Origin of the sequence: Streptomyces nigra (assembly GCF_003074055.1) — a bacterium.
GTDB lineage: Bacteria > Actinomycetota > Actinomycetes > Streptomycetales > Streptomycetaceae > Streptomyces > Streptomyces nigra.
The window spans coordinates 6,520,119-6,540,022 of record NZ_CP029043.1 but is presented as its reverse complement, the minus strand read 5'-3'; the positions used below and the strand labels follow the sequence as shown (position 1 = coordinate 6,540,022).

The 19,904-nt window shown below is 72.1% G+C and carries 18 protein-coding genes; 12 read left to right on the top strand and 6 right to left on the bottom strand.

Annotation, left to right across the window (positions count from 1 at the left end; all coding sequences use genetic code 11):
- Nucleotides 1-75: 75 nt before the first annotated feature.
- The gene (locus DC008_RS30080) at nucleotides 76-1,104 is read right to left on the bottom strand and encodes a LacI family DNA-binding transcriptional regulator (protein WP_055619079.1); all 1,029 of its coding nucleotides are present in this window, start codon (nucleotides 1,102-1,104) and stop codon (nucleotides 76-78) included.
- Between the two features lie 106 nt (nucleotides 1,105-1,210).
- Between DC008_RS30080 and DC008_RS30075 the strand changes: the two genes are divergently transcribed.
- Genes DC008_RS30075 through DC008_RS30060 form a run of 4 tightly spaced genes read left to right on the top strand, consistent with a single transcriptional unit; the run spans nucleotide 1,211 to nucleotide 5,247 of the window.
- A complete protein-coding gene (locus tag DC008_RS30075) occupies nucleotides 1,211-2,377 on the top strand; it encodes a phytanoyl-CoA dioxygenase family protein (RefSeq protein ID WP_108709663.1) in 1,167 nt (388 codons plus the stop codon).
- A 25-nt stretch (nucleotides 2,378-2,402) separates the two neighbouring features.
- Nucleotides 2,403-3,179, top strand: coding sequence for an SDR family oxidoreductase (locus tag DC008_RS30070; protein ID WP_108709662.1), 777 nt, complete (start codon nucleotides 2,403-2,405; stop codon nucleotides 3,177-3,179).
- Nucleotides 3,180-3,229: 50 nt separating this feature from the next.
- Nucleotides 3,230-4,234 (top strand): Gfo/Idh/MocA family protein, encoded by a 1,005-nt coding sequence (locus DC008_RS30065; RefSeq protein WP_108709661.1) that lies wholly within the window; start codon nucleotides 3,230-3,232, stop codon nucleotides 4,232-4,234.
- The gene (locus DC008_RS30060; RefSeq protein ID WP_108709660.1) at nucleotides 4,231-5,247 is read left to right on the top strand and encodes a Gfo/Idh/MocA family protein; all 1,017 of its coding nucleotides are present in this window, start codon (nucleotides 4,231-4,233) and stop codon (nucleotides 5,245-5,247) included. The genes DC008_RS30065 and DC008_RS30060 overlap by 4 nt, the downstream gene beginning before the upstream one ends.
- 31 nt (nucleotides 5,248-5,278) lie before the next feature.
- Here the strand turns inward: DC008_RS30060 and DC008_RS30055 are convergent, their stop codons facing one another.
- From DC008_RS30055 to DC008_RS30035, 5 genes are read right to left on the bottom strand one after another with little or no spacing between them, the layout of a single operon-like run.
- Nucleotides 5,279-6,304, bottom strand: coding sequence for a Gfo/Idh/MocA family protein (locus DC008_RS30055; RefSeq protein WP_108709659.1), 1,026 nt, complete (start codon nucleotides 6,302-6,304; stop codon nucleotides 5,279-5,281).
- A 25-nt stretch (nucleotides 6,305-6,329) separates the two neighbouring features.
- Nucleotides 6,330-7,232 (bottom strand): sugar phosphate isomerase/epimerase family protein, encoded by a 903-nt coding sequence (locus tag DC008_RS30050; RefSeq protein WP_108709658.1) that lies wholly within the window; start codon nucleotides 7,230-7,232, stop codon nucleotides 6,330-6,332.
- A 1-nt stretch (nucleotide 7,233) separates the two neighbouring features.
- A complete protein-coding gene (locus tag DC008_RS30045) occupies nucleotides 7,234-8,139 on the bottom strand; it encodes an ATP-binding cassette domain-containing protein (RefSeq protein WP_108710932.1) in 906 nt (301 codons plus the stop codon).
- A 5-nt stretch (nucleotides 8,140-8,144) separates the two neighbouring features.
- Nucleotides 8,145-9,224, bottom strand: coding sequence for an ABC transporter permease (locus DC008_RS30040; protein WP_108709657.1), 1,080 nt, complete (start codon nucleotides 9,222-9,224; stop codon nucleotides 8,145-8,147).
- On the bottom strand, nucleotides 9,224-10,240 hold the full coding sequence (locus DC008_RS30035) for a sugar ABC transporter substrate-binding protein (RefSeq protein ID WP_108709656.1): 1,017 nt from the start codon (nucleotides 10,238-10,240) through the stop codon (nucleotides 9,224-9,226). The genes DC008_RS30040 and DC008_RS30035 overlap by 1 nt, the downstream gene beginning before the upstream one ends.
- Nucleotides 10,241-10,536: 296 nt before the next feature.
- Between DC008_RS30035 and iolC the strand changes: the two genes are divergently transcribed.
- The 8 genes from iolC (at nucleotide 10,537) to DC008_RS29995 (ending at nucleotide 19,903) form a co-directional block, all read left to right on the top strand.
- Nucleotides 10,537-11,496, top strand: a complete 960-nt coding sequence (gene iolC, locus DC008_RS30030; protein WP_108709655.1) for a 5-dehydro-2-deoxygluconokinase — start codon at nucleotides 10,537-10,539, stop codon at nucleotides 11,494-11,496.
- Nucleotides 11,497-11,530: 34 nt separating this feature from the next.
- Nucleotides 11,531-12,409 carry a Cgl0159 family (beta/alpha)8-fold protein gene (locus tag DC008_RS30025; RefSeq protein ID WP_108709654.1) on the top strand — a complete coding sequence of 293 codons (879 nt, stop codon included), beginning with the start codon at nucleotides 11,531-11,533 and terminating at the stop codon, nucleotides 12,407-12,409.
- Nucleotides 12,410-12,436: 27 nt separating this feature from the next.
- Nucleotides 12,437-13,342, top strand: coding sequence for a 5-deoxy-glucuronate isomerase (gene iolB / locus DC008_RS30020; RefSeq protein ID WP_108709653.1), 906 nt, complete (start codon nucleotides 12,437-12,439; stop codon nucleotides 13,340-13,342).
- Between the two features lie 8 nt (nucleotides 13,343-13,350).
- A complete protein-coding gene (gene iolD, locus DC008_RS30015; protein ID WP_108709652.1) occupies nucleotides 13,351-15,228 on the top strand; it encodes a 3D-(3,5/4)-trihydroxycyclohexane-1,2-dione acylhydrolase (decyclizing) in 1,878 nt (625 codons plus the stop codon).
- Between the two features lie 85 nt (nucleotides 15,229-15,313).
- Nucleotides 15,314-16,807, top strand: a complete 1,494-nt coding sequence (locus tag DC008_RS30010; protein WP_108710931.1) for a CoA-acylating methylmalonate-semialdehyde dehydrogenase — start codon at nucleotides 15,314-15,316, stop codon at nucleotides 16,805-16,807.
- 36 nt (nucleotides 16,808-16,843) lie between these two features.
- Nucleotides 16,844-17,629: a GntR family transcriptional regulator gene (locus DC008_RS30005; RefSeq protein WP_108709651.1), complete on the top strand. Its 786-nt coding sequence runs from the start codon at nucleotides 16,844-16,846 to the stop codon at nucleotides 17,627-17,629.
- 190 nt (nucleotides 17,630-17,819) lie between these two features.
- Nucleotides 17,820-18,620, top strand: a complete 801-nt coding sequence (locus DC008_RS30000; protein WP_108710930.1) for a glycosyltransferase family 2 protein — start codon at nucleotides 17,820-17,822, stop codon at nucleotides 18,618-18,620.
- Nucleotides 18,617-19,903: a glycosyltransferase family 2 protein gene (locus DC008_RS29995; protein ID WP_108709650.1), complete on the top strand. Its 1,287-nt coding sequence runs from the start codon at nucleotides 18,617-18,619 to the stop codon at nucleotides 19,901-19,903. The genes DC008_RS30000 and DC008_RS29995 overlap by 4 nt, the downstream gene beginning before the upstream one ends.
- The last annotated feature ends 1 nt before the right edge of the window (nucleotide 19,904 follow it).

Below are 19,904 nucleotides of genomic sequence, written 5' to 3'. Positions count from 1 at the left end.
GCGCCCGACGGTAAGGGCTGTCCCGTGATTCCCGGCGGGCGCGCGGCGTACACGCCCGGGCCTGCCCCCGGGCCGTCACCCGATGGGCGCCGGCATGTTGTACGGCGTCACGACCTGGATGGCGGACGGCACCGTCGGTCCTGCCGGGGGCAGCGCACCGTGCGCCCGCATCACCACATGGCACGCCTCGCGCAGATCGTGCCGCAGGTCGTGGTGGAGCACGACGGACAGTCGGTGCTCGCGCAGCAGCCGCGTGTTGTCCTCGTCGAGGTCGTGGGCGACGAACACCGCGCACTCGCGGCCGAGGTCCTCGAAGGCGCGCAGGGTGGCGATGTTCCCGCCGCCGATGGAGTAGACGGCACGGATGTCCGGGTCGCGGTCCAGCGCGGCCCGCACCAGGTCGTACTGGGTGGCGTCCAGGCCCTGGCCCTCGGCGATCTCCACGAGGGTGCGGTCGGGGTGCAGGCTCCGCATGGCGCTGCGGAAGCCCATCTCGCGTTCCTCCTCGTTGCGGAAGAACCCGCTGCTGAGGCTGGTCAGCACATTGCCGGGCCGGTCCCCCAGCCACTGGCCCATCAGATAGGCGGCGGTGGCGCCAGCGGCGCGGTTGTCGATGCCGACGTAGGCGAGCCGGGCGGTGGCGGGCAGGTCCGTGACCAGGGTGACGACGGGGATGCCTGCGTCCACGAGCCGGGCGACGGCGGCGGTGACCTCGGGGACGTCCGGGGCCTTGAGGATCACGCCCTGCGAGCCGCGCCGGGCGATGCGGTCGAGCGTGCCGGTCAGCTCGGCGACCGGGCCGGTCTCCCGGAAGTGGAAGCGGGAGCGCACGACGGCCGGGTGCAGGGACGGCAGTTCGGCCTCCAGGGCCGCGCGGACGGCCGTGGTGAACCGCTGCGGCGCCTGCACCACCATGTCGACCATGAAGGTACGGCCCTGGAGGCGGACCTGGGTGCGCTGGCGGTCCAGGTCGGCGATGGCCTGGTGGACCTCGCGCGCGGTGCTCTCGCGCACCCCTGTGCGGCCGTTCAGGACCCGGTCGACCGTGGCCTCGCTCAGACCCGCCTGACGTGCGATCTCCCTGATCGGGAAGGGGTGGCCCATACGACGGCTCCTGAGGGGTTTTTGATGGCTTCCTGCTGGTTGTTCGAGGTGATTGTCAGGACAAGAATGGCATCACCGAGCCGCCCCTGTCATCGAGAGGACGACGATGTCTCTCACTTCCGCGCACCGCCAGGTCTGGCTGTCCGAGCGCGACTGCGATCTCGCGGACCTCCGCGAGCTGGTCGAACGGACCACGGACCGCGCCGACTACCCGCACGCCCGTGCCGTGGAACAGGGCGTCCTGCTGTACGACAGCGACCGTCTGCGGGCGGCCGGCGACCCGCGGGAGGTGCGCGCCGAGCTGGTGCGCGCGCTCGCGGACGGGCCCGGCATCGTGGTCCTCGAGGGCGCCTTCCCCGACCCGGTGGTCGTGGACCGGCTGACCGCGGTGTTCGACGCGCTCATCGCCGAGCAGCGCGCCTCGGGCGCCGCCGCCGGGGACCACTTCGCCAAGCCCGGCGCCAACGACCGGATCTGGAACGCCCTGGAGAAGGCCGCCCTGTACGACCCGGCCGCCTTCGCCGACTACTACGGCAACGACATGCTGGCCCTGGTGTCGAGCGCCTGGCTGGGCCCCGGCTACCAGGTCACCTCGCAGGTGAACGTGGTCAACCCGGGCGGCGCCGCGCAGACCGTGCACCGCGACTACCACCTGGGCTTCCTCTCCAACGAGGTGGCGGCCGCCTATCCGGCGCACGTGCACGCCCTGTCCCCCGTGCTCACCCTCCAGGGCGCGGTCGCGCACTGCGACATGCCGGTGGAGTCCGGGCCGACGATGTACCTGCCCCACTCCCAGCGTTACGAGCCCGGCTATCTCGCGTGGCGGCTGCCCGCGTTCCAGGAGTACTTCGAGACGCACCACGTGCAGCTCCCGCTCGCCAAGGGCGACGCGGTCTTCTTCAACCCGGCGCTGTTCCACGCCGCCGGCACCAACCGCTCGGCGGACATCCGGCGCACCGCCAACCTGCTGCAGGTGTCGTCGGCGTTCGGGCGGGCCATGGAGACCGTGGACCGCGAGGCCGTGGCGAACGCCGTCTACCCCGTGCTGCTGGCCCGGCTCGCCGCGGGCGCCGGCGCGGACTGGGCGCAGAACGTGATCGCGGCGAGCGCCGAGGGCTACCCGTTCCCCACGAACCTCGACAGCGACCCGCCGGTCGACGGGCTGGCCCCGCCGTCCCAGGCGGATCTCGTCCGGCGGGCGCTCGCCGAGGGCCTGCCGCCCGAGGCGCTGCGCGCGCAGCTGCGGGCCGGCGCCGAGCGGCGCACGAGCTGACCCACCGAAAGGACCCGGAACACCCATGGGACTTCTCGACGACAAGGTCGTCCTCGTCAACGGCGGCAGTCAGGGCGTCGGTGCCGCCGTCGCCCGGGCCGCCGTGCGCGAAGGGGCGGCCGTGGCCGTCACCGGGCGCCGCGCGGAGCCCGGCGAGGCCCTGGTGGCCGAGCTGACGGCCGCCGGCGGCCGGGCGCTGTTCGTGCGCGCCGACCTCGCCGACGCCGAGCGGGCCAGGTCCTCGGTCGCCGAGGTCGTCGCCGCGTACGGCCGGATCGACTGCCTGGTCAACTCGGCGGGGCTGACGTCCCGGGGCACGCTCCTGGACACCACGCCCGAGCTGTTCGACCAGCACATCGCCATCAACTTGAAGGCGCCGTTCTTCGCCATGCAGGCCGCCGTGGCCGACATGGTGACGCGCGGGGAGCCCGGCACGATCGTCAACATCATCACGTCCTCCGCGCACGGCGGACAGCCGTTCCTGGCGCCGTACGTCGCCGCCAAGGCCGGGCTGATGGGCCTCACCCGCAACGCCGCGCACGCCCACCGCTGGGACCGCGTCCGGATCAACGGCCTGAACATCGGCTGGACGGCGACCGAGGGCGAGGACGTCACCCAGAAGACGTTCCACGCCGCGTCCGACGACTGGCGGGAGCAGGCCGCCGCCAGGCTGCCGATGGGCAAGCTGGGCCAGCCGGACGAGATCGCCGACTTCGTGGTGTTCCTGCTGTCGGAGCGGTCCGGGGTGGTCACCGGCTCGGTGATCGACTGGGACCAGAACGTCCTCGGCGGCCTCGACTAGCAGCACCCTCCCTCTCCCCGTACTCCCCCGCTCGACAAGGAAGTTGAAGCATGCGTATCGGAATCCTCGGCCTCGGCCGTATCGGCGCCTTCCACGCCGAGACCCTCGCCGGTCTCGACGTGGTGGACTCCCTCGTCGTCACCGACCCGTTCACGGACGCCGCCAAGGCAGCCGCGGAGCGGTTCGGCGCCGAGGTCGTGGACTCGCCGCAGGCCCTGCTGTCGGCCGGTGTGGACGGCATCGTCGTCGCCGCCGCGACCGACGCCCACCCCGCGCTGATCCTCGCCGGGGTCGAGGCGGGCATCCCGGTCTTCTGCGAGAAGCCCGTCGCCCGCACCATGAGCGAGGGCGTCCAGGTCCTCAAGGCCGTCCAGGACAAGGACGTGCCGATCCAGATCGGCTACAACCGGCGTTTCGACGCCGGGTTCGTCGCCGCGCGCGCCGCCGTCACGAGCGGTGAGCTGGGCGCGCTGCACACCGTGCGGTCGACCACGCTGGACCCGGCGCCGCCGCCCGCCGCGTACATCGCCGCCTCCGGTGGCATCTTCCGCGACTGCTCGGTGCACGACTTCGACATCATCCGCTGGGTGACCGGGCGCGAGGTCCGTGAGGTGTACGCCGTCGGCGGCAACAAGGGCGCCGACTACATCGCGGACGCGGGCGACGCCGACACCACCGGCGCGATCCTCACCCTGGACGACGGCACGATCGCGGTCGTGTCCAACTCCCGCCACAACGCGCGGGGTTACGACGTACGGATGGAGATCCACGGGTTCGAGGACTCCATCGCGGTGGGTCTGGAGGACAAGCTGCCGCTGCGTTCCGTGGAGCCCGGCGTGACCTTCCCCGCGGGCACCCCGCACGACTTCTTCATGGACCGCTTCACCGACGCCTACCGCGCCGAACTCACCGCGTTCACCGAGGTCGTGGCCGGCTCCCGGCCGTCCCCCTGCACCGTGGAGGACGCCCTGGAGGCGGGCTGGATCGCGGACGCCTGCACGCTGTCGCTGCGGGAGCACCGCCCGGTGACGATCGAGGAGGTGCGACGGGCGTGAACGGGTCCGTGCCGGAACCATTGCGCGTCGGCGTCCTGGGCGCGGCACGCATCACCGAGCGCTCCCTCGTGGGTCCGGCCCGCGCGGGCGGCCATCGCCTCGTCGCGGTGGCCGCGCGTGACCGGTCCCGCGCCGAGGCGTTCGCCGCCGCGCACGGCGTCGAGCGGGTGGCCGGCTCGTACGCCGAGCTGCTGGCCGACCCGGACGTCGAGGTCGTCTACAACCCGCTCGCCAACGGGCTGCACGGCCCGTGGAACCTCGCCGCGCTCGCGGCCGGCAAGCACGTCCTGACGGAGAAGCCGTCGGCGAGCGACGCCGAGGAGGCGGACGAGGTGCGCCGGGCCGCCACGGCGTCCGGCACGGTCTTCATGGAGGCGTTCCACTACCTGTTCCACCCGGTCACCCGCCGGCTGCACGAACTCCTCGCCGGGGGTGAACTGGGCACGCTGCGCCGGGTGGAGACCCTGGTCGCGATCCCGGCCCCGGACGACACCGACCCCCGCTGGTCACTGGCGCTGGCGGGCGGCGCCCTGATGGACCTCGGCTGCTACGGACTGCACGCGACACGGATGCTGGCCCCCTGGGCGGGCGGGGCGCCCCGGCTGCTGTCGGCCCGGGCCGGCGAACGGGCCGGGGCGCCCGGCGTCGACGAATGGCTGGACGCGGAGCTGGAGTTCCCCGGCGGGGCGCGCGCGTCGGCCCGCTGCCACATGGCGTACGGCACGCTGGAGATGAGCTGCCGGATCGTCGGCTCCCGGGGCGAGGCGTTCGCCCCGAACTTCGTGCTGCCGCACCAGGACGACCGGGTCGTGATCCGCACCCCCGAGGGCGAACGCACGGAACACCTCGGCACCCGCTCGTCGTACACGTACCAACTGGAGGCGCTGGCCGCGCGTCTGCGGCACGGGGCACCGCTGCCCCTGGACGCGGACGACGCGGTGGAGACGATGACGCTGATCGACGCGTGCTACCGCGCGGCGGGCCTCCCGACCCGGCCGCGGACCACGCTCTAGGAACGGCATGACGGCGCGGGGGCCCGCGCCGTCATGTCCCGTACAGCGCCGGCCGTTCCGCCAGTTCCACCGGCACCCGGCCGCCCTCCGTCAGGGCCCGTACGCCCGCCGCGGACACCGCCGCGACGGCGTAGCCGTCCCAGGCGCTCGGGCCCGTCACCTCGCCCCGGCGGGTGGCGTCGACCCAGGCCTGGACCTCGCGGTCGTAGGCGTCGGCGAAGCGTTCCAGGTAGTCCTGGGCAACGGTGCCGCCCCAGTGGCCTGCGGTCTGGGTGACCAGGGCGTGGCCGTCGCCGACGCGGGCGGTGCCGCGTTCGCAGACGACCTCGGCCTGGACCTGGTAGCCGAAGCCGCAGTTGACGAAGATCTCGACGTCGACGACGGCTCCGCCGTCGGTCTCGAAGACGACGAACTGGGGGTCGCGGACCCCGTTCGGGGCGTCGCCGGACGGGGTCGGGGTGTGCACGGTGACGGCCGTGATCTCGTGGCCGAGGAGCCAGCGGGTCACGTCCATCTCGTGGGACACGGAGTCCTCGATGAGCATCGAGGAGGTCCAGCCGGGTGGACTCGCCACGTTGCGGTGCCGGTTGTGCAGCAGCAGCGGGCGGCCCAGCCGGCCCGTGTCCAGCAGCGCCTTCAGCCGCGCGTACTCGGCGTCGTAGCGCCGCATGAAGCCGACCTGGATCCGGCGCCGGCCGAGGGAGCACTCGGCCTCGACCACGCGCAGCGCGGCGGCCGGGTCCGGGGTGAGGGGCTTTTCGCACAGCACCGGCAGGTCGTGCGCGAACGCCGCCATGAGCGCCGCCTCGTGGGCGGGGCCGGGTGAGGCGACGACGACCGCGTCGACGTCGGGCGAGGCCATCGCGGCGGCGAGGTCGGTGTGGACGGCGCAGCCGTCGATCCGGGACGCGACGGCCTCGGCGCGTCCCCGGTCGACGTCCACCACGGCGGTCACACGGGCCCCGCTGACGGTCTCCTCGATACGGCGCACATGGTCGGCGCCCATCTTCCCGGTGCCGATGACGGCGACGCCCAGTTCGTCCGGACGGTGGGTCATGCGTTCGGCCGTCCTCTCGGGGGCGTCAGGCGCCGCAGGACCTCAGGAACCTGCGGGTGCGGACCGCGATGGGCAGGGGCTTGTCCGGCTCGCAGGGGTACATGTCCTGCTCGACGATCGCGAACAGGTCGACGTCCAGCTTCTGCGCGGCCTCCAGGACCGGGCCGAGCTCCGGCACGCCGGCCGGGGGCTCGCACATGACGCCGCGGGCCACGGCGGGTCCGAACGGGACGCCGTTCTTCACGACGTCCGCGAGGATCTCCGGGTCCACCTGCTTGAGGTGCAGATAGCCGATGCGCTCGCCGTAGGTCTCGATCAGCTTGACGCTGTCGCCACCGCAGTAGGCGTAGTGCCCGGTGTCCAGGCAGAGGTTGACGAGGTCGGCGTCGGTCGAGTCGAGGAACCGCTCGACGTGGGCCTCGGTGTCGATGTGGGTGTCGGCGTGCGGGTGCACGACGATGTCCAGCCCGAACCGCTCGCGCACCTCGTGGCCGAGCCGCTCCATGCCCTTGGTGAGGTGCCCCCACTGCTCACTGGTGAGCTCGTAGGGCTCCAGGATCTCGGCGGTCTTGTCGTCGCGCCAGAAGGACGGGATGACGACGAGGTGCTTGGCGCCCATGGCCTGGGTCAGCGAGGCGACCTCGGTGACGTGCTCCCAGGTGGAGTCCCAGACGTCGGGGCCCCGGTGCAGTCCGGTGAAGATCGTGCCGGCGGAGACCTTGAGGCCGCGCCGGATGATCTCGTCGGTCAGCCGGGCCGGGTCGGTGGGCAGATAGCCGTACGGTCCCAGCTCGATCCAGTCGTAGCCGGCCTCGGAGACCTCGTCGAGGAAGCGGTCCCAGGGCACCTGGACGGGGTCGTCGGGGAACCAGACGCCCCAGGAGTCGGGGGCCGAGCCCACCCGGATGCGGTCCAGCGGTGCTGGCATGTCAGGACTTCCCTTCCGAGGAGGCCACGGGTGCGGTGAGGGCGTCGGCTTCCGGCAGCTCCTCCACGTCGACGCCGCGGACCTGCGACAGCTCGTGCTTGAGGGCGGCGAGTTCGGTGCCGCCGGCCATGTGGTTGGTGAGCTCTTCGAGGCTCACCTCGTCCCGGGAGGCGTTGAGCTCCATGGTGCCCAGGCGCAGGACGCTGAAGTGGTCGCCGACCATATAGGCGTGGTGCGGGTTGTGGGTGATGAAGATGACGCCGAGGCCGCGGTCGCGGGCGGCGGCGATGTACTTCAGCACCACACCGGACTGCTTGACGCCGAGGGCCGCGGTGGGCTCGTCCAGGATGAGGACGCGGGCGCCGAAGTAGACGGCGCGGGCGATGGCCACGCACTGGCGCTGGCCGCCGGAGAGCGTGCCGATGGGCTGCTCCAGGTCGTCGAGGACGATGCCCATGTTGCGCAGTTCCTCGTCGGCGGTCTTCTTCATCCGCTCGATGTCGAGGCGGCGCAGGGGCCAGGGGCCCTTGGTCATCTCGGAGCCGAGGAAGAAATTGCGCCAGACGGGCATCAGCGGGACGACGGCGAGGTCCTGGTACACGGTGGCGATGCCCCGGTCGAGGGCCTCGCGCGGGGTGGAGAAGCGCACCGGCGCCCCGTCCACCAGGAACTCTCCCTCGGTGTGCTGGTGCAGCCCGGAGATGATCTTGATGAGGGTGGACTTGCCGGCGCCGTTGTCGCCGAGGACGCAGGTGACCTGGCTGGGGAAGACCTTCAGGTCGACGCCGTGCAGGGCGCGGATGTTGCCGTATGACTTGCCCGCGCCGCGCAGTTCGACGAGCGGGGCGTCCCCGCCGGGGGTCTGGTCCTTCACGGCACTCCGCGTGCCGGTTCCTTCGGTGGTCATGTCGGTCACCTCCTGGTCGCCGTGCGCTGGACCCACTGGTTGATGAGGACGGCGCCGAGGAGCATCACGCCGAGGAACGCCTTGAACCAGTCGGGGTTCCAGCCGGCGTAGACGATGCCCTGCTGGACCATGCCGAACATGAAGGCGCCGAAGACCGGGCCGATGGCCGAGCCGGCTCCGCCGGTGAGGAGACAGCCGCCGATGACCGCCGCCGCGATGTAGATGAGCTCCTGTCCGACGCCCTCGCCGGACTGCACGGTGTTGAACGAGAACAGCTGGTGCATGCCGACGAACCAGGCTCCGAAGCCGACCAGCATGAACAGCGAGATCTTGGTGAACGTCACGGGGACGCCGACGGCCCGGGCGCTGTCCTTGTTGCCGCCGACGGCGAAGATCCAGTTGCCGTACTTGGTGCGGAGCAGCACCCAGGTGGCGAGGGCCGCGAAGACCAGCCACCACACGACGGTGATCTTGACGTTGACGTCGCCGATCTCGAACGACGAGGCGAAGATCGCCTTGGCCTGGTCGAAGCCGTCCATGTCGCTGATGTCGTCGGTGGCGACGTTGCCGGTGATCAGCTTGGTCACCGCGAGGTTGACGCCCTGGAGGATCAGGAAGGTGCCCAGGGTGACCAGGAAGCTCGGCAGCCCGGTCTTCACCAGCATCCAGCCGTTGAAGAGGCCGACCGCCAGCGAGACGACGAGGGCGACGATCACACCGACCCAGACGTTCATGGTCAGCTGGTAGCTGACCATGCTCGCGGTCAGGGCGGAGGTGACCACGGCGACGCCGGCCGACAGGTCGAACTCGCCGCCGATCATCAGCAGGGCCACGGGCAGCGCCATGATCCCGATGGTCGACGACTGGTACAGGATGTTCGCCATCGAGCTGCCGTCGCGTACGGCCGGCGCCGTGGCCAGGAAGAACACCAGCACCGCGACGGCGCCGAGGAAGACGCCGACCTCGGGCCGGGCGAGCAGCCGCAGCGCCAGGGGGCGCCGGGCGGTGCGCCCGTCGGTCTCCTTGCCCGGGCCGGGGGCCGGCGGTGTGGTCACCGCCGGCTCAGCCTGTCGGGTCATGCTCATCACCGAGTGCCCTTCGCGGCGAACTTGTCGATGGTCTCGACGTTCGTCTTGTCGACGAACGCGGGTCCGGTCAGCACCGGCGCCTCGCCGCCGCCCATGTAGTTGCCGTTGTTCTTGTACAGCCACAGGGAGTCGATCGCCAGGTATCCCTGGAGGTAGGGCTGCTGGTCGACGGCGAACTCGATGTCGCCCTTGCTGATCGCTCCGGTCAGTTCCTTGTTGAGGTCGAAGGTCGCGACCTTGGCCTTGCTGCCGGACTCCGCCACCGACTGCACCGACGTCAGCGCGAACGGGGCGCCGAGCGCGACGACGTAGTCGATGTCGCTGTCCGTCTTCAGTTTGGCGGTGATCGTGGACTTGACGCTCGGCATGTCCGTGCCGTTGACGTTCAGGGTCTCCAGGGAGCCCTCGAAGGTCTTTTTCACACCGTCGCAGCGCTGGGTGAGGCCGATGTTGCCCTGCTCCTGGATGACACAGACGGCCTTCTTGGCGCCGGACTCGTTGAGCCGCTTGCCGAGGGCCTCGCCGGCCACCGTCTCGTCCTGCCCGAAGAACTCCGTCAGGCCGAGCTTCTGCCACTCGCTGACGCCGGAGTTCAGGCCGACTACGGGGATGTTCTGCGCCTTGGCCTTGTTCACGACGTCCTTGAGGGCGTCCGGCTTGGCCAGGGTGATCGCGATGCCGTCGACCTTCTGGTCGATGGCGTTCTGCACCAGGTTGGCCTGGCTTCCGGCGTTGGGGTCGGCGGAGTAGATGAGCTTGATGTTGTCCTTGGCGGCGGCCGCCTCGGCGCCCTTGCGGACGATGTCCCAGAAGGTGTCGCCGGGCGACTGGTGCGTCACGAGGGCGACCGTCATACGGGGCGTGTCGGCCTTGCCCGCAGAGGCGTTCGCCCCGCCCTCCTCGGACTCCTTGCCGCCGGAGCTGCTGGAGCAGCCTGCGAGGGTGAGCGCGGCCGCGGCGGCCACGGCCACGACGGAGGCCAGCTTGCGCGAGCGGGGGTAAGAGCGGTCCATCTTTCCAGCACCTCACTGTGCGACGGGTGTGCGACGGGGGGAAAGGGTGATCACCGGGTTACACGGTCCGGACCTTCCCTGGGCCGGGCAGTGTGCCGTGGAACACGACGGTTGCGCTGGGACGGGATCAAATCCCTAGATGCGCTCGCTGTCAATACTTTGTTAAGACATCATTTCACGCTCAGGTCCGAATGTAAGTACAAACTATTGACAGCGTCGGCCTCCGCGTCCTACACCTGGGAGGCGGCAGGCCCCTCGGGACCCGCACCCCCTGTCCAGCTCTAGGAGCGTCACGCATGGCCGAGACAGCCAAGCCCTTCGACTTGATCACGATGGGAAGAATAGGAGTCGACCTCTACCCCCTGCAGTCCGGCCTCCCTCTGGAGCGGGTGGAGACGTTCGGCAAGTTCCTCGGCGGATCGGCCGCGAACGTCGCCGTCGCCGCCGCCCGGCTCGGCCGCGAGACCGCCGTGATCACGCGCACCGGCGCCGACCCGTTCGGCGCGTACCTGCACGAGGCGCTGAAGGACTTCGGCGTGGACGACCGCTGGGTGACCCCGGTCGCCGCCCACCCGACCCCCGTGACGTTCTGCGAGATCTTCCCTCCCGACGACTTCCCGCTGTACTTCTACCGGCAGCCCAAGGCCCCCGACCTGGAGATCCGCACCGACGAGCTGGACCTCGACGCGATCCGCGCGGCCCGGGTCTTCTGGATCACCGGCACCGGCCTGAGCGAGGAGCCCAGCCGTACGGCGACCCTCGCGGCCCTCGCCCATCGCGCCGAGGCCGGCACCACGGTCTTCGACCTCGACTGGCGCCCCATGTTCTGGCGCGACCCCGACCAGGCCCGCCCGTACTACGCCGAGGCACTGCGGCACGCCACGGTCGCCGTCGGCAACCTCGACGAGTGCGAGGTCGCCACCGGCGTCCGCGAGCCAGAGGCGTGCGCCCAGGCGCTGCTCGCGGCCGGCGTCGAGCTGGCGGTCGTCAAGCAGGGCCCCAAGGGCGTGCTGGCCGTCCACCGCGACGGCACCCGGGCCGAGGTGCCGCCGGTCCCGGTCGAAGTCGTCAACGGGCTGGGCGCGGGCGACGCCTTCGGCGGCTCCCTCGTCCACGGCCTGCTGTCCGGCTGGGAGCTGGAGAAGGTCATGCGGCACGCCAACGCCGCCGGCGCCCTCGTCGCCTCCCGCCTCGCCTGCTCCTCCGCCATGCCCACCGGGTCCGAGGTCGAGGACCTCCTCGCCCGGGCGTCATGAGCGCCCGCCGAGCCACCCCTGAACGGAGTTTTCGTTGAGTCTCTCCATCCCCGACCTCACCGCGGTCAGAGCCCGGCACCCCGAGGCGATCGCGGAGGCCGCCGCCCGGCGGGTGCGCCGCCCGCTGATCGGCGCGAGCGGGCGCCTGATGATCGTGGCCGCCGACCACCCGGCCCGCGGCGCCCTCGGCGTCGGCGACCGGCGCCTCGCCATGGCCAACCGGGCCGATCTCCTGGAACGCCTGTGCGTGGCGCTGTCCCGGCCCGGCGTCGACGGGGTCCTGGCCACCGCGGACATACTCGAGGACCTGCTGCTCCTCGGCGTCCTCGACGGCAAGGTCGTCATGGGCTCCATGAACCGCGGCGGTCTGGCCGGGGCGTCCTTCGAGATGGACGACCGCTTCACCGGGCACCGCGCCGAGGACATCGAGCGGATGCGGTTCGACGCCGGCAAGCTGCTCGTCCGGATCGACCTCTCCGACCCCGGCTCGCTGACCACCCTGGAGTCCTCGGCCCACGCCGTCGACGCCATGGCCGCACGCCGGCTGCCGCTGTTCGTCGAGCCCTTCATGTCCCGGCGGATCGACGGCAAGGTGCGCAACGACCTGTCCGCCGAGGCCGTCACCCGCTCGATCGCCATCGCCTCCGGCCTGGGCGGCACCTCCGCCTACACCTGGCTGAAGCTGCCGGTCACCGAGAACCCCGACCACATGGCCGAGGTCCTGGAGACCTCCACGCTGCCCGTGGTCCTGCTCGGCGGCGAGGTCGGCGGCGACCAGGAGGGGGCGTACGAGCGCTGGCGCAAGGCGCTGCGGCTGCCGACGGTCCAGGGCATGGTCGTCGGCCGCTCGCTGCTCTACCCGGCCGAGGGCACTGTGGAGACGGCCGTGGACACGGCCGTCGGCCTGTTGTGACACGCACTGCGACGCGGAGGAACGACTGTGACGCTCGATGACGCGACGACGTACCACCTCCCCGCGGGAAAGGCGCTCGGCGGCCCGTACGTCGTCGACGTCACCCCCGAGAAGGCCCGCTGGGGGTACTCCAGCCTGCGGGTCCTGGAGCTGCCGCCCGGCGGCACGCACACCTTCGAGACCGGCGACAGCGAGTGGATCGTGCTGCCGCTGTCCGGCGGCTGCACGGTGACGGCGACCGACGACTTCGGCCACGACACCTTCACGCTCACCGGCCGCGACAGCGTGTTCGCGGCCGTCACCGACTTCGCCTATGTGCCGCGCGACGCCCGGGCGGCCGTCACCTCGCCGGGCGGCGGACGGTTCGCGCTGACCGGCGCCCGCTGCACCCGGCGGCTGCCCGCCCGCTACGGACCGGCCTCGTCGGTGCCGGTCGAGCTGCGCGGCACCGGGAACTCCTCCCGCCAGGTGAACAACTTCGGCGCGGCCGGGGTCTTCGAGTGCGACAGGCTCATCGCGGTCGAGGTCATCACGCCCGGCGGCAACTGGTCGTCGTTCCCGCCTCACAAGCACGACGAGCACCGGCCCGGCGAGGAGTCGGTCCTCGAGGAGATCTACTACTTCGAGTTCGCCCATCACGACGGCATCCCCGGCCTCGGCTACCAGCGCGTCTCGCCGTCCGGCCACGGCCGCGGCACCGACGTCCTCGCGGAGGTGCGCGACGGCGACGTCGTGCTGATCCCCGACGGCTGGCACGGGCCGTCGATGGCGGTGCCCGGACACCACATGTACTACCTGAACGTCATGGCGGGCCCCGAGGAGGAGCGCGCCTGGTTGATCTGCGACCACCCCGACCACGCCTGGATCCGCGGCACCTGGCCGGACCAGCCCGTCGACCCCCGTCTGCCCCTCTACACCGCCCCGTCCCAGTGAGGTCACCGATGAGCTCATCCACCGTCCGACTGACCGTCGCCCAGGCGCTGGTGCGGTTCCTGTCCGTTCAGTACACCGAGCGCGACGGTGTCCGGCACCGGCTGATCGCCGGCACCTGGGGCATCTTCGGGCACGGCAACGTGGCCGGCGTGGGCCAGGCGCTGCTGGAGGCGGGCGAGGAGGCCATGCCGTACCACCAGGGACGCAACGAGCAGTCCATGGTGCACGCGGCCGTCGGCCACGCCCGCCAGCGCAACCGGCTCTCCGCACAGGCGGTGACGACGTCGATCGGCCCCGGCGCCACCAACCTGGTCACCGGCGCGGCCCTCGCCACCATCAACCGCCTGCCGGTCCTGCTGCTGCCCGGCGACTACTTCGCCTCGCACGCCCCGGACCCGCTGCTCCAGCAGCTGGAGCACCCCGTCGAGGCGGACGTGTCGGTCAACGACACACTGCGCCCGGTCTCCCGCTACTTCGACCGGATCACCCGCCCCGAGGCCCTGATCCCGTCCGCGCTGCACGCCATGCGGGTGCTCGCCGACCCCGCCGAGACCGGCGCGGTGACGCTGGCCCTCCCCCAGGACGTCCAGGCGGAGGCGTACGACTGGCCGCTCGAGTTCCTCGCCGAGCGTGTCTGGCCCGTACGGCGTCCCGCGCCGGACCCGGCCGAGCTGGCGGCGGCCGTCGAGGCGATCCGCTCCGCGCGGCGCCCGCTGCTCGTCGCGGGCGGCGGCGTGCACCACAGCGAGGCCGAGGACACGCTGCGGGCGTTCGTGGAGGCGACCGGCGTCCCCGTGGCCTCCACACAGGCCGGCAAGGGCTCGCTGCGCTTCGACCACCCCGCCGACCTCGGCGGCATCGGCCACACCGGCACCTCGGCCAGCGACGACCTGGCCCGCACCGCGGACCTGGTGATCGGCGTCGGCACCCGGTACACCGACTTCACGACGGCGTCCGGCACGCTCTTCCAGAACCCGGACGTACGGTTCCTGAACCTCAACATCACCGGCTTCGACGCGCACAAGCTGTCCGCGCGGACGCTGGTCTGCGACGCCCGCTCCGGGCTCACCCTTCTCACCGAGGCGCTCGCCGGGCACCGCGTGGACGCCGCGTACGAGGCCGAGTACGGGGCCGGCCGGGAGCGCTGGGACGCGGTCGTCGAGGCCGCCTACCTCGCCGACGACGACACGGCCGTGCCGACACAGACCCAGGTGCTGGGCGCGCTCGACGCGGTCGTCGGCGACGACGACGTGGTGATCAACGCGGCCGGTTCGCTCCCCGGCGACCTGCACAAGCTGTGGCGCGCCCGCTCGCCGCGCCAGTACCACCTGGAGTACGGCTACTCCTGCATGGGCTACGAGATCCCGGCCGCGATCGGCGTCCAGCAGGCGGCGCCGGACACCCCGGTGTGGGCGCTGGTCGGCGACGGCACGTACCTGATGATGCCGACGGAGATCGTGACCGCGGTGCAGGAGGGCCTGCCGGTCAACGTCGTCCTCCTCCAGAACCACGGCTACGCCTCCATCGGCGGTCTGTCGGCCGAGACCGGCGGCGAACGGTTCGGCACCGCCTACCGCTACCGGGCGGCCGACGGCAGCTTCACCGGCGCCCCGCTGCCCGTGGACCTCGCCGCGAACGCGGCCAGCCTCGGCATGGAGGTGCTGCGCGCCAAGACCGTGGGCGAGCTGCGCGAGGCGCTGGCCGCGGCCCGCGCCTCGGACCGGCCGACCTGCGTGTACGTCGAGACGGACACCACCCGGGCGACCTCGCCGGGCGCCGAGGCGTGGTGGGACGTGCCCGTCGCCGAGGTCGCCGGACGCGAGGCCGCCGTCGAGGCCCGCGAGCGCTACGACCGGCAGGTCACGGCCCGCCGCCACCACCTCTGAACCTTCCTCCCCCGCCCCACCCCCGAAAGGCCCGCACCTCATGACGACCTCTGCGTCCCCGAAGTCCCCGGACACCACGACGGTCCTGACGACCTTGTCCCACTGGATCGACGGCAAGCCCGTCGAGAGCACCTCCGGCCGCTACGGCCCCGTCTACAACCCGGCCACCGGCGCCCAGGAGAAGCAGGTCGGCTTCGCGACCGTGGCCGAGGTCGACGCGGCGGTCGCCTCGGCGCGGACGGCGTTCGAGAGCTGGGGCACGTCGTCCCTGGCCCGGCGCACCGCGATCCTGTTCAAGTACCGCGAGCTGCTGGACGCGCACCGCGACGAGCTGGCCCGGCTGATCACCGCCGAGCACGGCAAGGTGCACTCCGACGCGCTCGGCGAGGTCGCGCGCGGCATGGAGATCGTCGAGCTGGCCTGCGGGATCTCCGTGCAGCTCAAGGGCGAGCTGTCGACGCAGGTGTCGACCCGGGTGGACGTGGCCTCGATCCGGCAGCCGCTGGGCGTGGTCGCCGGCATCACGCCGTTCAACTTCCCGGCCATGGTGCCGATGTGGATGTTCCCGCTGGCGATCGCGTGCGGCAACACCTTCGTGCTGAAGCCGTCCGAGAAGGACCCGTCGGCGTCCCTGCTGCTGGCTCGGCTGGCCTCCGAGGCGGGGCTGCCGGAGGGTGTGCTGAACGTCGTGCAGGGCGACAAGGTGGCCGTGGACCGGCTGCTCGAGCACCCGGACGTCGAGGCGGTGTCGTTCGTCGGCTCGACGCCGATCGCGCGGTACATCCAGCTGAAGGCCGTCGAGCACGGCAAGCGGGTGCAGGCCCTCGGCGGCGCCAAGAACCACATGCTGGTGCTGCCCGACGCCGATCTGGACCTCGCGGCCGACCAGGCGATCAACGCCGCGTACGGCTCGGCGGGCGAGCGCTGCATGGCGGTGTCGGTCGTGGTCGCGGTCGGCGGCACGGGGGACGAGCTGGTCGCGAAGATCGCCGACCGCGCCCGGAACCTGCGTGTCGGCCCCGGTGACGACCCGGCCTCCGAGATGGGCCCGCTGATCACCCGTGAGCACCGCGACAAGGTGGCGTCGTACGTGGCGTCGGCCGCCGCGCAGGGCGCCGAGGTCGTCGTGGACGGCACCGGCCACACGGTCGAGGGCCACGAGGACGGCTTCTTCCTCGGCGTCTCGCTGCTGGACCGGGTGCCGCTGACGGCGGACGCGTACCGGGACGAGATCTTCGGCCCGGTGCTGTGCGTGGTGCGCGCGGAGACGTACGAGGAGGCTCTGAAGCTCATCAACGACTCCCGCTGGGGCAACGGGACCGCGATCTTCACCCGTGACGGCGGCGCCGCCCGCCGCTTCCAGCTGGAGGTGAAGGCGGGCATGGTCGGCGTGAACGTCCCGATCCCGGTGCCCGTCGGCTACCACTCCTTCGGCGGCTGGAAGGACTCCCTCTTCGGCGACCTGCACGTGTACGGCAACGACGGGATCGCCTTCTACACCCAGGGAAAGGTGATCACCACGCGCTGGCCGGACCCGTCCGACGGCGGCATCAACCTCGGTTTCCCCAGCAACTCGTAACCCGGCAGTTCCCGACCCGACAGGGAGGTTCGTCCCATGGCCAGGACCCGCGGCGCCGCCCGTGCCGGATCCGTCTCCGCGCTGGACCCGCTGGGCTTCGCCCTGGACCGGGGCAGTCCGGTGCCGCTGTACCACCAGCTCGCGCAGCAGCTGGAGGCGGCGATCGCCCACGGGTCGCTCGCCCCGGGCGACCTCCTGGGCAACGAGGTCGACCTGTCGGTGCGGCTGGGCCTGTCCCGGCCCACCGTCCGGCAGGCCATCCAGTCCCTGGTCGACAAGGGCCTCCTTGTCCGGCGGCGCGGGGTGGGCACACAGGTGGTCCACCGCCAGGTGAAACGCCCCCTGGAGCTGAGCAGCCTCTACGACGACCTGGAGGCGGCCGGGCAGGGCCCGACGACCCGGGTCGTCCGCAACGAGCGCGTCCCGGCCCCGGCCGACGTGGCCGCCGCCCTGGGCATCGCGGAGGGCGCCGAGGTCACGGTCCTGGAGCGACTGCGCAGCACGCACGGCCACCCCGTGGCGATCCTGTGCAACCACCTGCCGGCGGACCTGCTCGACCTGGACACGGCCCGCCTCGAGGCGACCGGCCTGTACCGGATGATGCGGGCGGTCGGCATCACCCTGCACAGCGCCCACCAGACGGTCGGCGCCCGCCGCGCCACCGCCGAGGAGGGCACCCGCCTCGACGAACAGGAGGGCGCGGCCCTGCTGACGATGCAGCGCACGGCGTACGACGACACGGGCCGGGCGGTGGAGTACGGCACGCACATCTACCGGGCTTCGCGGTACGCGTTCGACTTCCAGTTGATGGTCAGGAGCTGAACCGGCCACCCCGTCGTGTTCTCCGGCCCCGTCGCCCCGGCGGCGGGGCCGTCCGGCTGTCCGACGGCTCCCCCGCTTGACCATTTGCCCGATAAGAGCAGAATATTCACTTAGAAGATGTATACGACGTAAGCGTATGGCGTCGACGTACACCGGGCATCCGCCGCAGCACCTCCGCGGAGACGGCATCATGAAGACGAACAGCTCCCGCCTCGACCACCGGACCGCCCTCCTGACGCGGCCGGACGACCACCCACTGCGCCGGGCGGAGGACCGACCGCCCCCGCGCGCAACCGTGAGCCTGGTGGTGCCGGCTTTGAACGAGGCGCGCAACATCCCCTGGGTCTTCTCCCAGATCCCGGACTGTGTGGACGAGGTGATCCTCGTCGACGGCTCCTCGGTCGACGCGACCCTGCACATGGCCCAGGACTGTCTGCCCACGGTGCGCAGCGTCCCGCAGCGGGGCCCCGGCAAGGGCAACGCGCTGCGCACCGGCTTCGACGCCGCGACCGGCGACCACATCGTCATGATGGACGCCGACGGCAGCATGTCCCCCGGCGAGATCCCGCACTTCCTGCACTTCCTGGACCACGGGTACGACTTCGTGAAGGGGTCCCGGTTCATCGCGGGCGGCGGCTCCCTGGACATCACCCACTTCCGGCAGTTCGGCAACCGCGTCCTGCTGGCGGCCGTGAACCGTCTGTACGACGCGTCGCTCACCGACCTCTGCTACGGCTTCTGCGCCTTCCGCCGCAGCTTCCTGGACGACCTCGACCTGCACTCCTCCGGCTTCGAGATCGAGACCGAGATGATCACGCACGCCCTGTGCTCCGGGCTGCGTATCGCGGAGGTCCCGAGCCTCGAACTGCCGCGCCGCAGCGGCCGGTCCAATCTGCACGCCATCTCCGACGGCCAGCGCGTCCTGCGCACGCTGCTCGCCGAGCGGCCGGCGGCCTGGAAGGCGGCGCGGGCGGAGCGGGGCGCGGCATGAGCGTCACCCGGCTGCCCCTGCCGGCCCCGTCCCGGCACACCGCGGCGGGCGCCCGGCGCCCCGAGGCCCCGTACACCCCGGTCGACGTGGTCGACATGGACCTGGCGCGGCCGCACGAGTTCCGTCCCCCCGGCGGCCAGGGCTCGGTCCGCCCCCGTGCACCGGTCCTGGCGCTGGTGCGGCTGCCGGGCCATCCGCTCGGGCTGGTCAGCGCGACCGGCGGCCCCGACAACCCGACCGAACTGTGGCTCGCCCTGGCCGAGGCCGCGAGCCGGCATCCGCACACCGCAGCGGCCGGGTCCCGGACCGGCACCCCCTCCTTCGCGAGACCGCCCGCCAGCGTCATCGTCGCCACGCACAACCGCCCAAAGATGCTCCGACAGTGCCTCGACGCGCTGCTGCGCACCGAGTACCCGTGGTTCGAAGTGATCGTCGTGGACAACGCCCCGGCCGACGACGCCACCGCGCGGCTCGTCCTCGGCGCGTACCGGCATCGGCTGCGCTACCTCAGGGAGCCGCGGCCCGGTCTGGCCCACGCCCACAACAAGGGCCTCGCGGCGGCCCGCGGCCACATCGCCGCGTTCACCGACGACGACACCCTGGTCGACCCGCACTGGCTGCCCGCCCTCGTGGAGGGCTTCGCGCACGACCCGGCGACGACCTGTGTCACCGGTCTGATCGTCCCGGCCGAGCTGCGCACGCCCGCCCAGAACGCCCTGGAGCGGCACGGGCAGTTCGCGAAGGGGTACGAGTTCCGCACCTTCTCGCTGAGCCGCCCGCCGGACGACCCGCTGTTCCCGTTCACCGCCGGCCGCTTCGGCTCCGGCACCAACATGGCCTTCCGGGTGGACGCGTTGCGTGCCCTCGGCGGCTTCGACCCGGCGACGGGCGTGGGCACCCCGGCCCGCGGCGGGGACGACCTCCTGGCCTTCTTCCGGGTCCTGGCGGCCGGTCAGACCCTCGCCTACCAGCCCGACGCGGTCGTCTGGCACCGCCATCGGCGCACGCACGACGCCCTGGACCGCCAGGCGTTCGGCTACGGCGCCGGGCTCGGGGCCTATCTGACGGCCGCCCTGCTCCACGAGCCCCGTATGCTGCCCGCCCTGCTGCGTGCCCTGCCCGGAGGCGTCCTGCTCGCCCTGACCCGGACGCACGACCGGATGACCGAGGACACCGCCTGGTCCCGGCGGCTCGCCCTGCTGGAGCTGCGCGGACTGCTGTACGGGCCCTTCGGCTATCTGCGCAGCCGCCGGCTCAACGGCGCGGACGCCGCACCGGACTGAG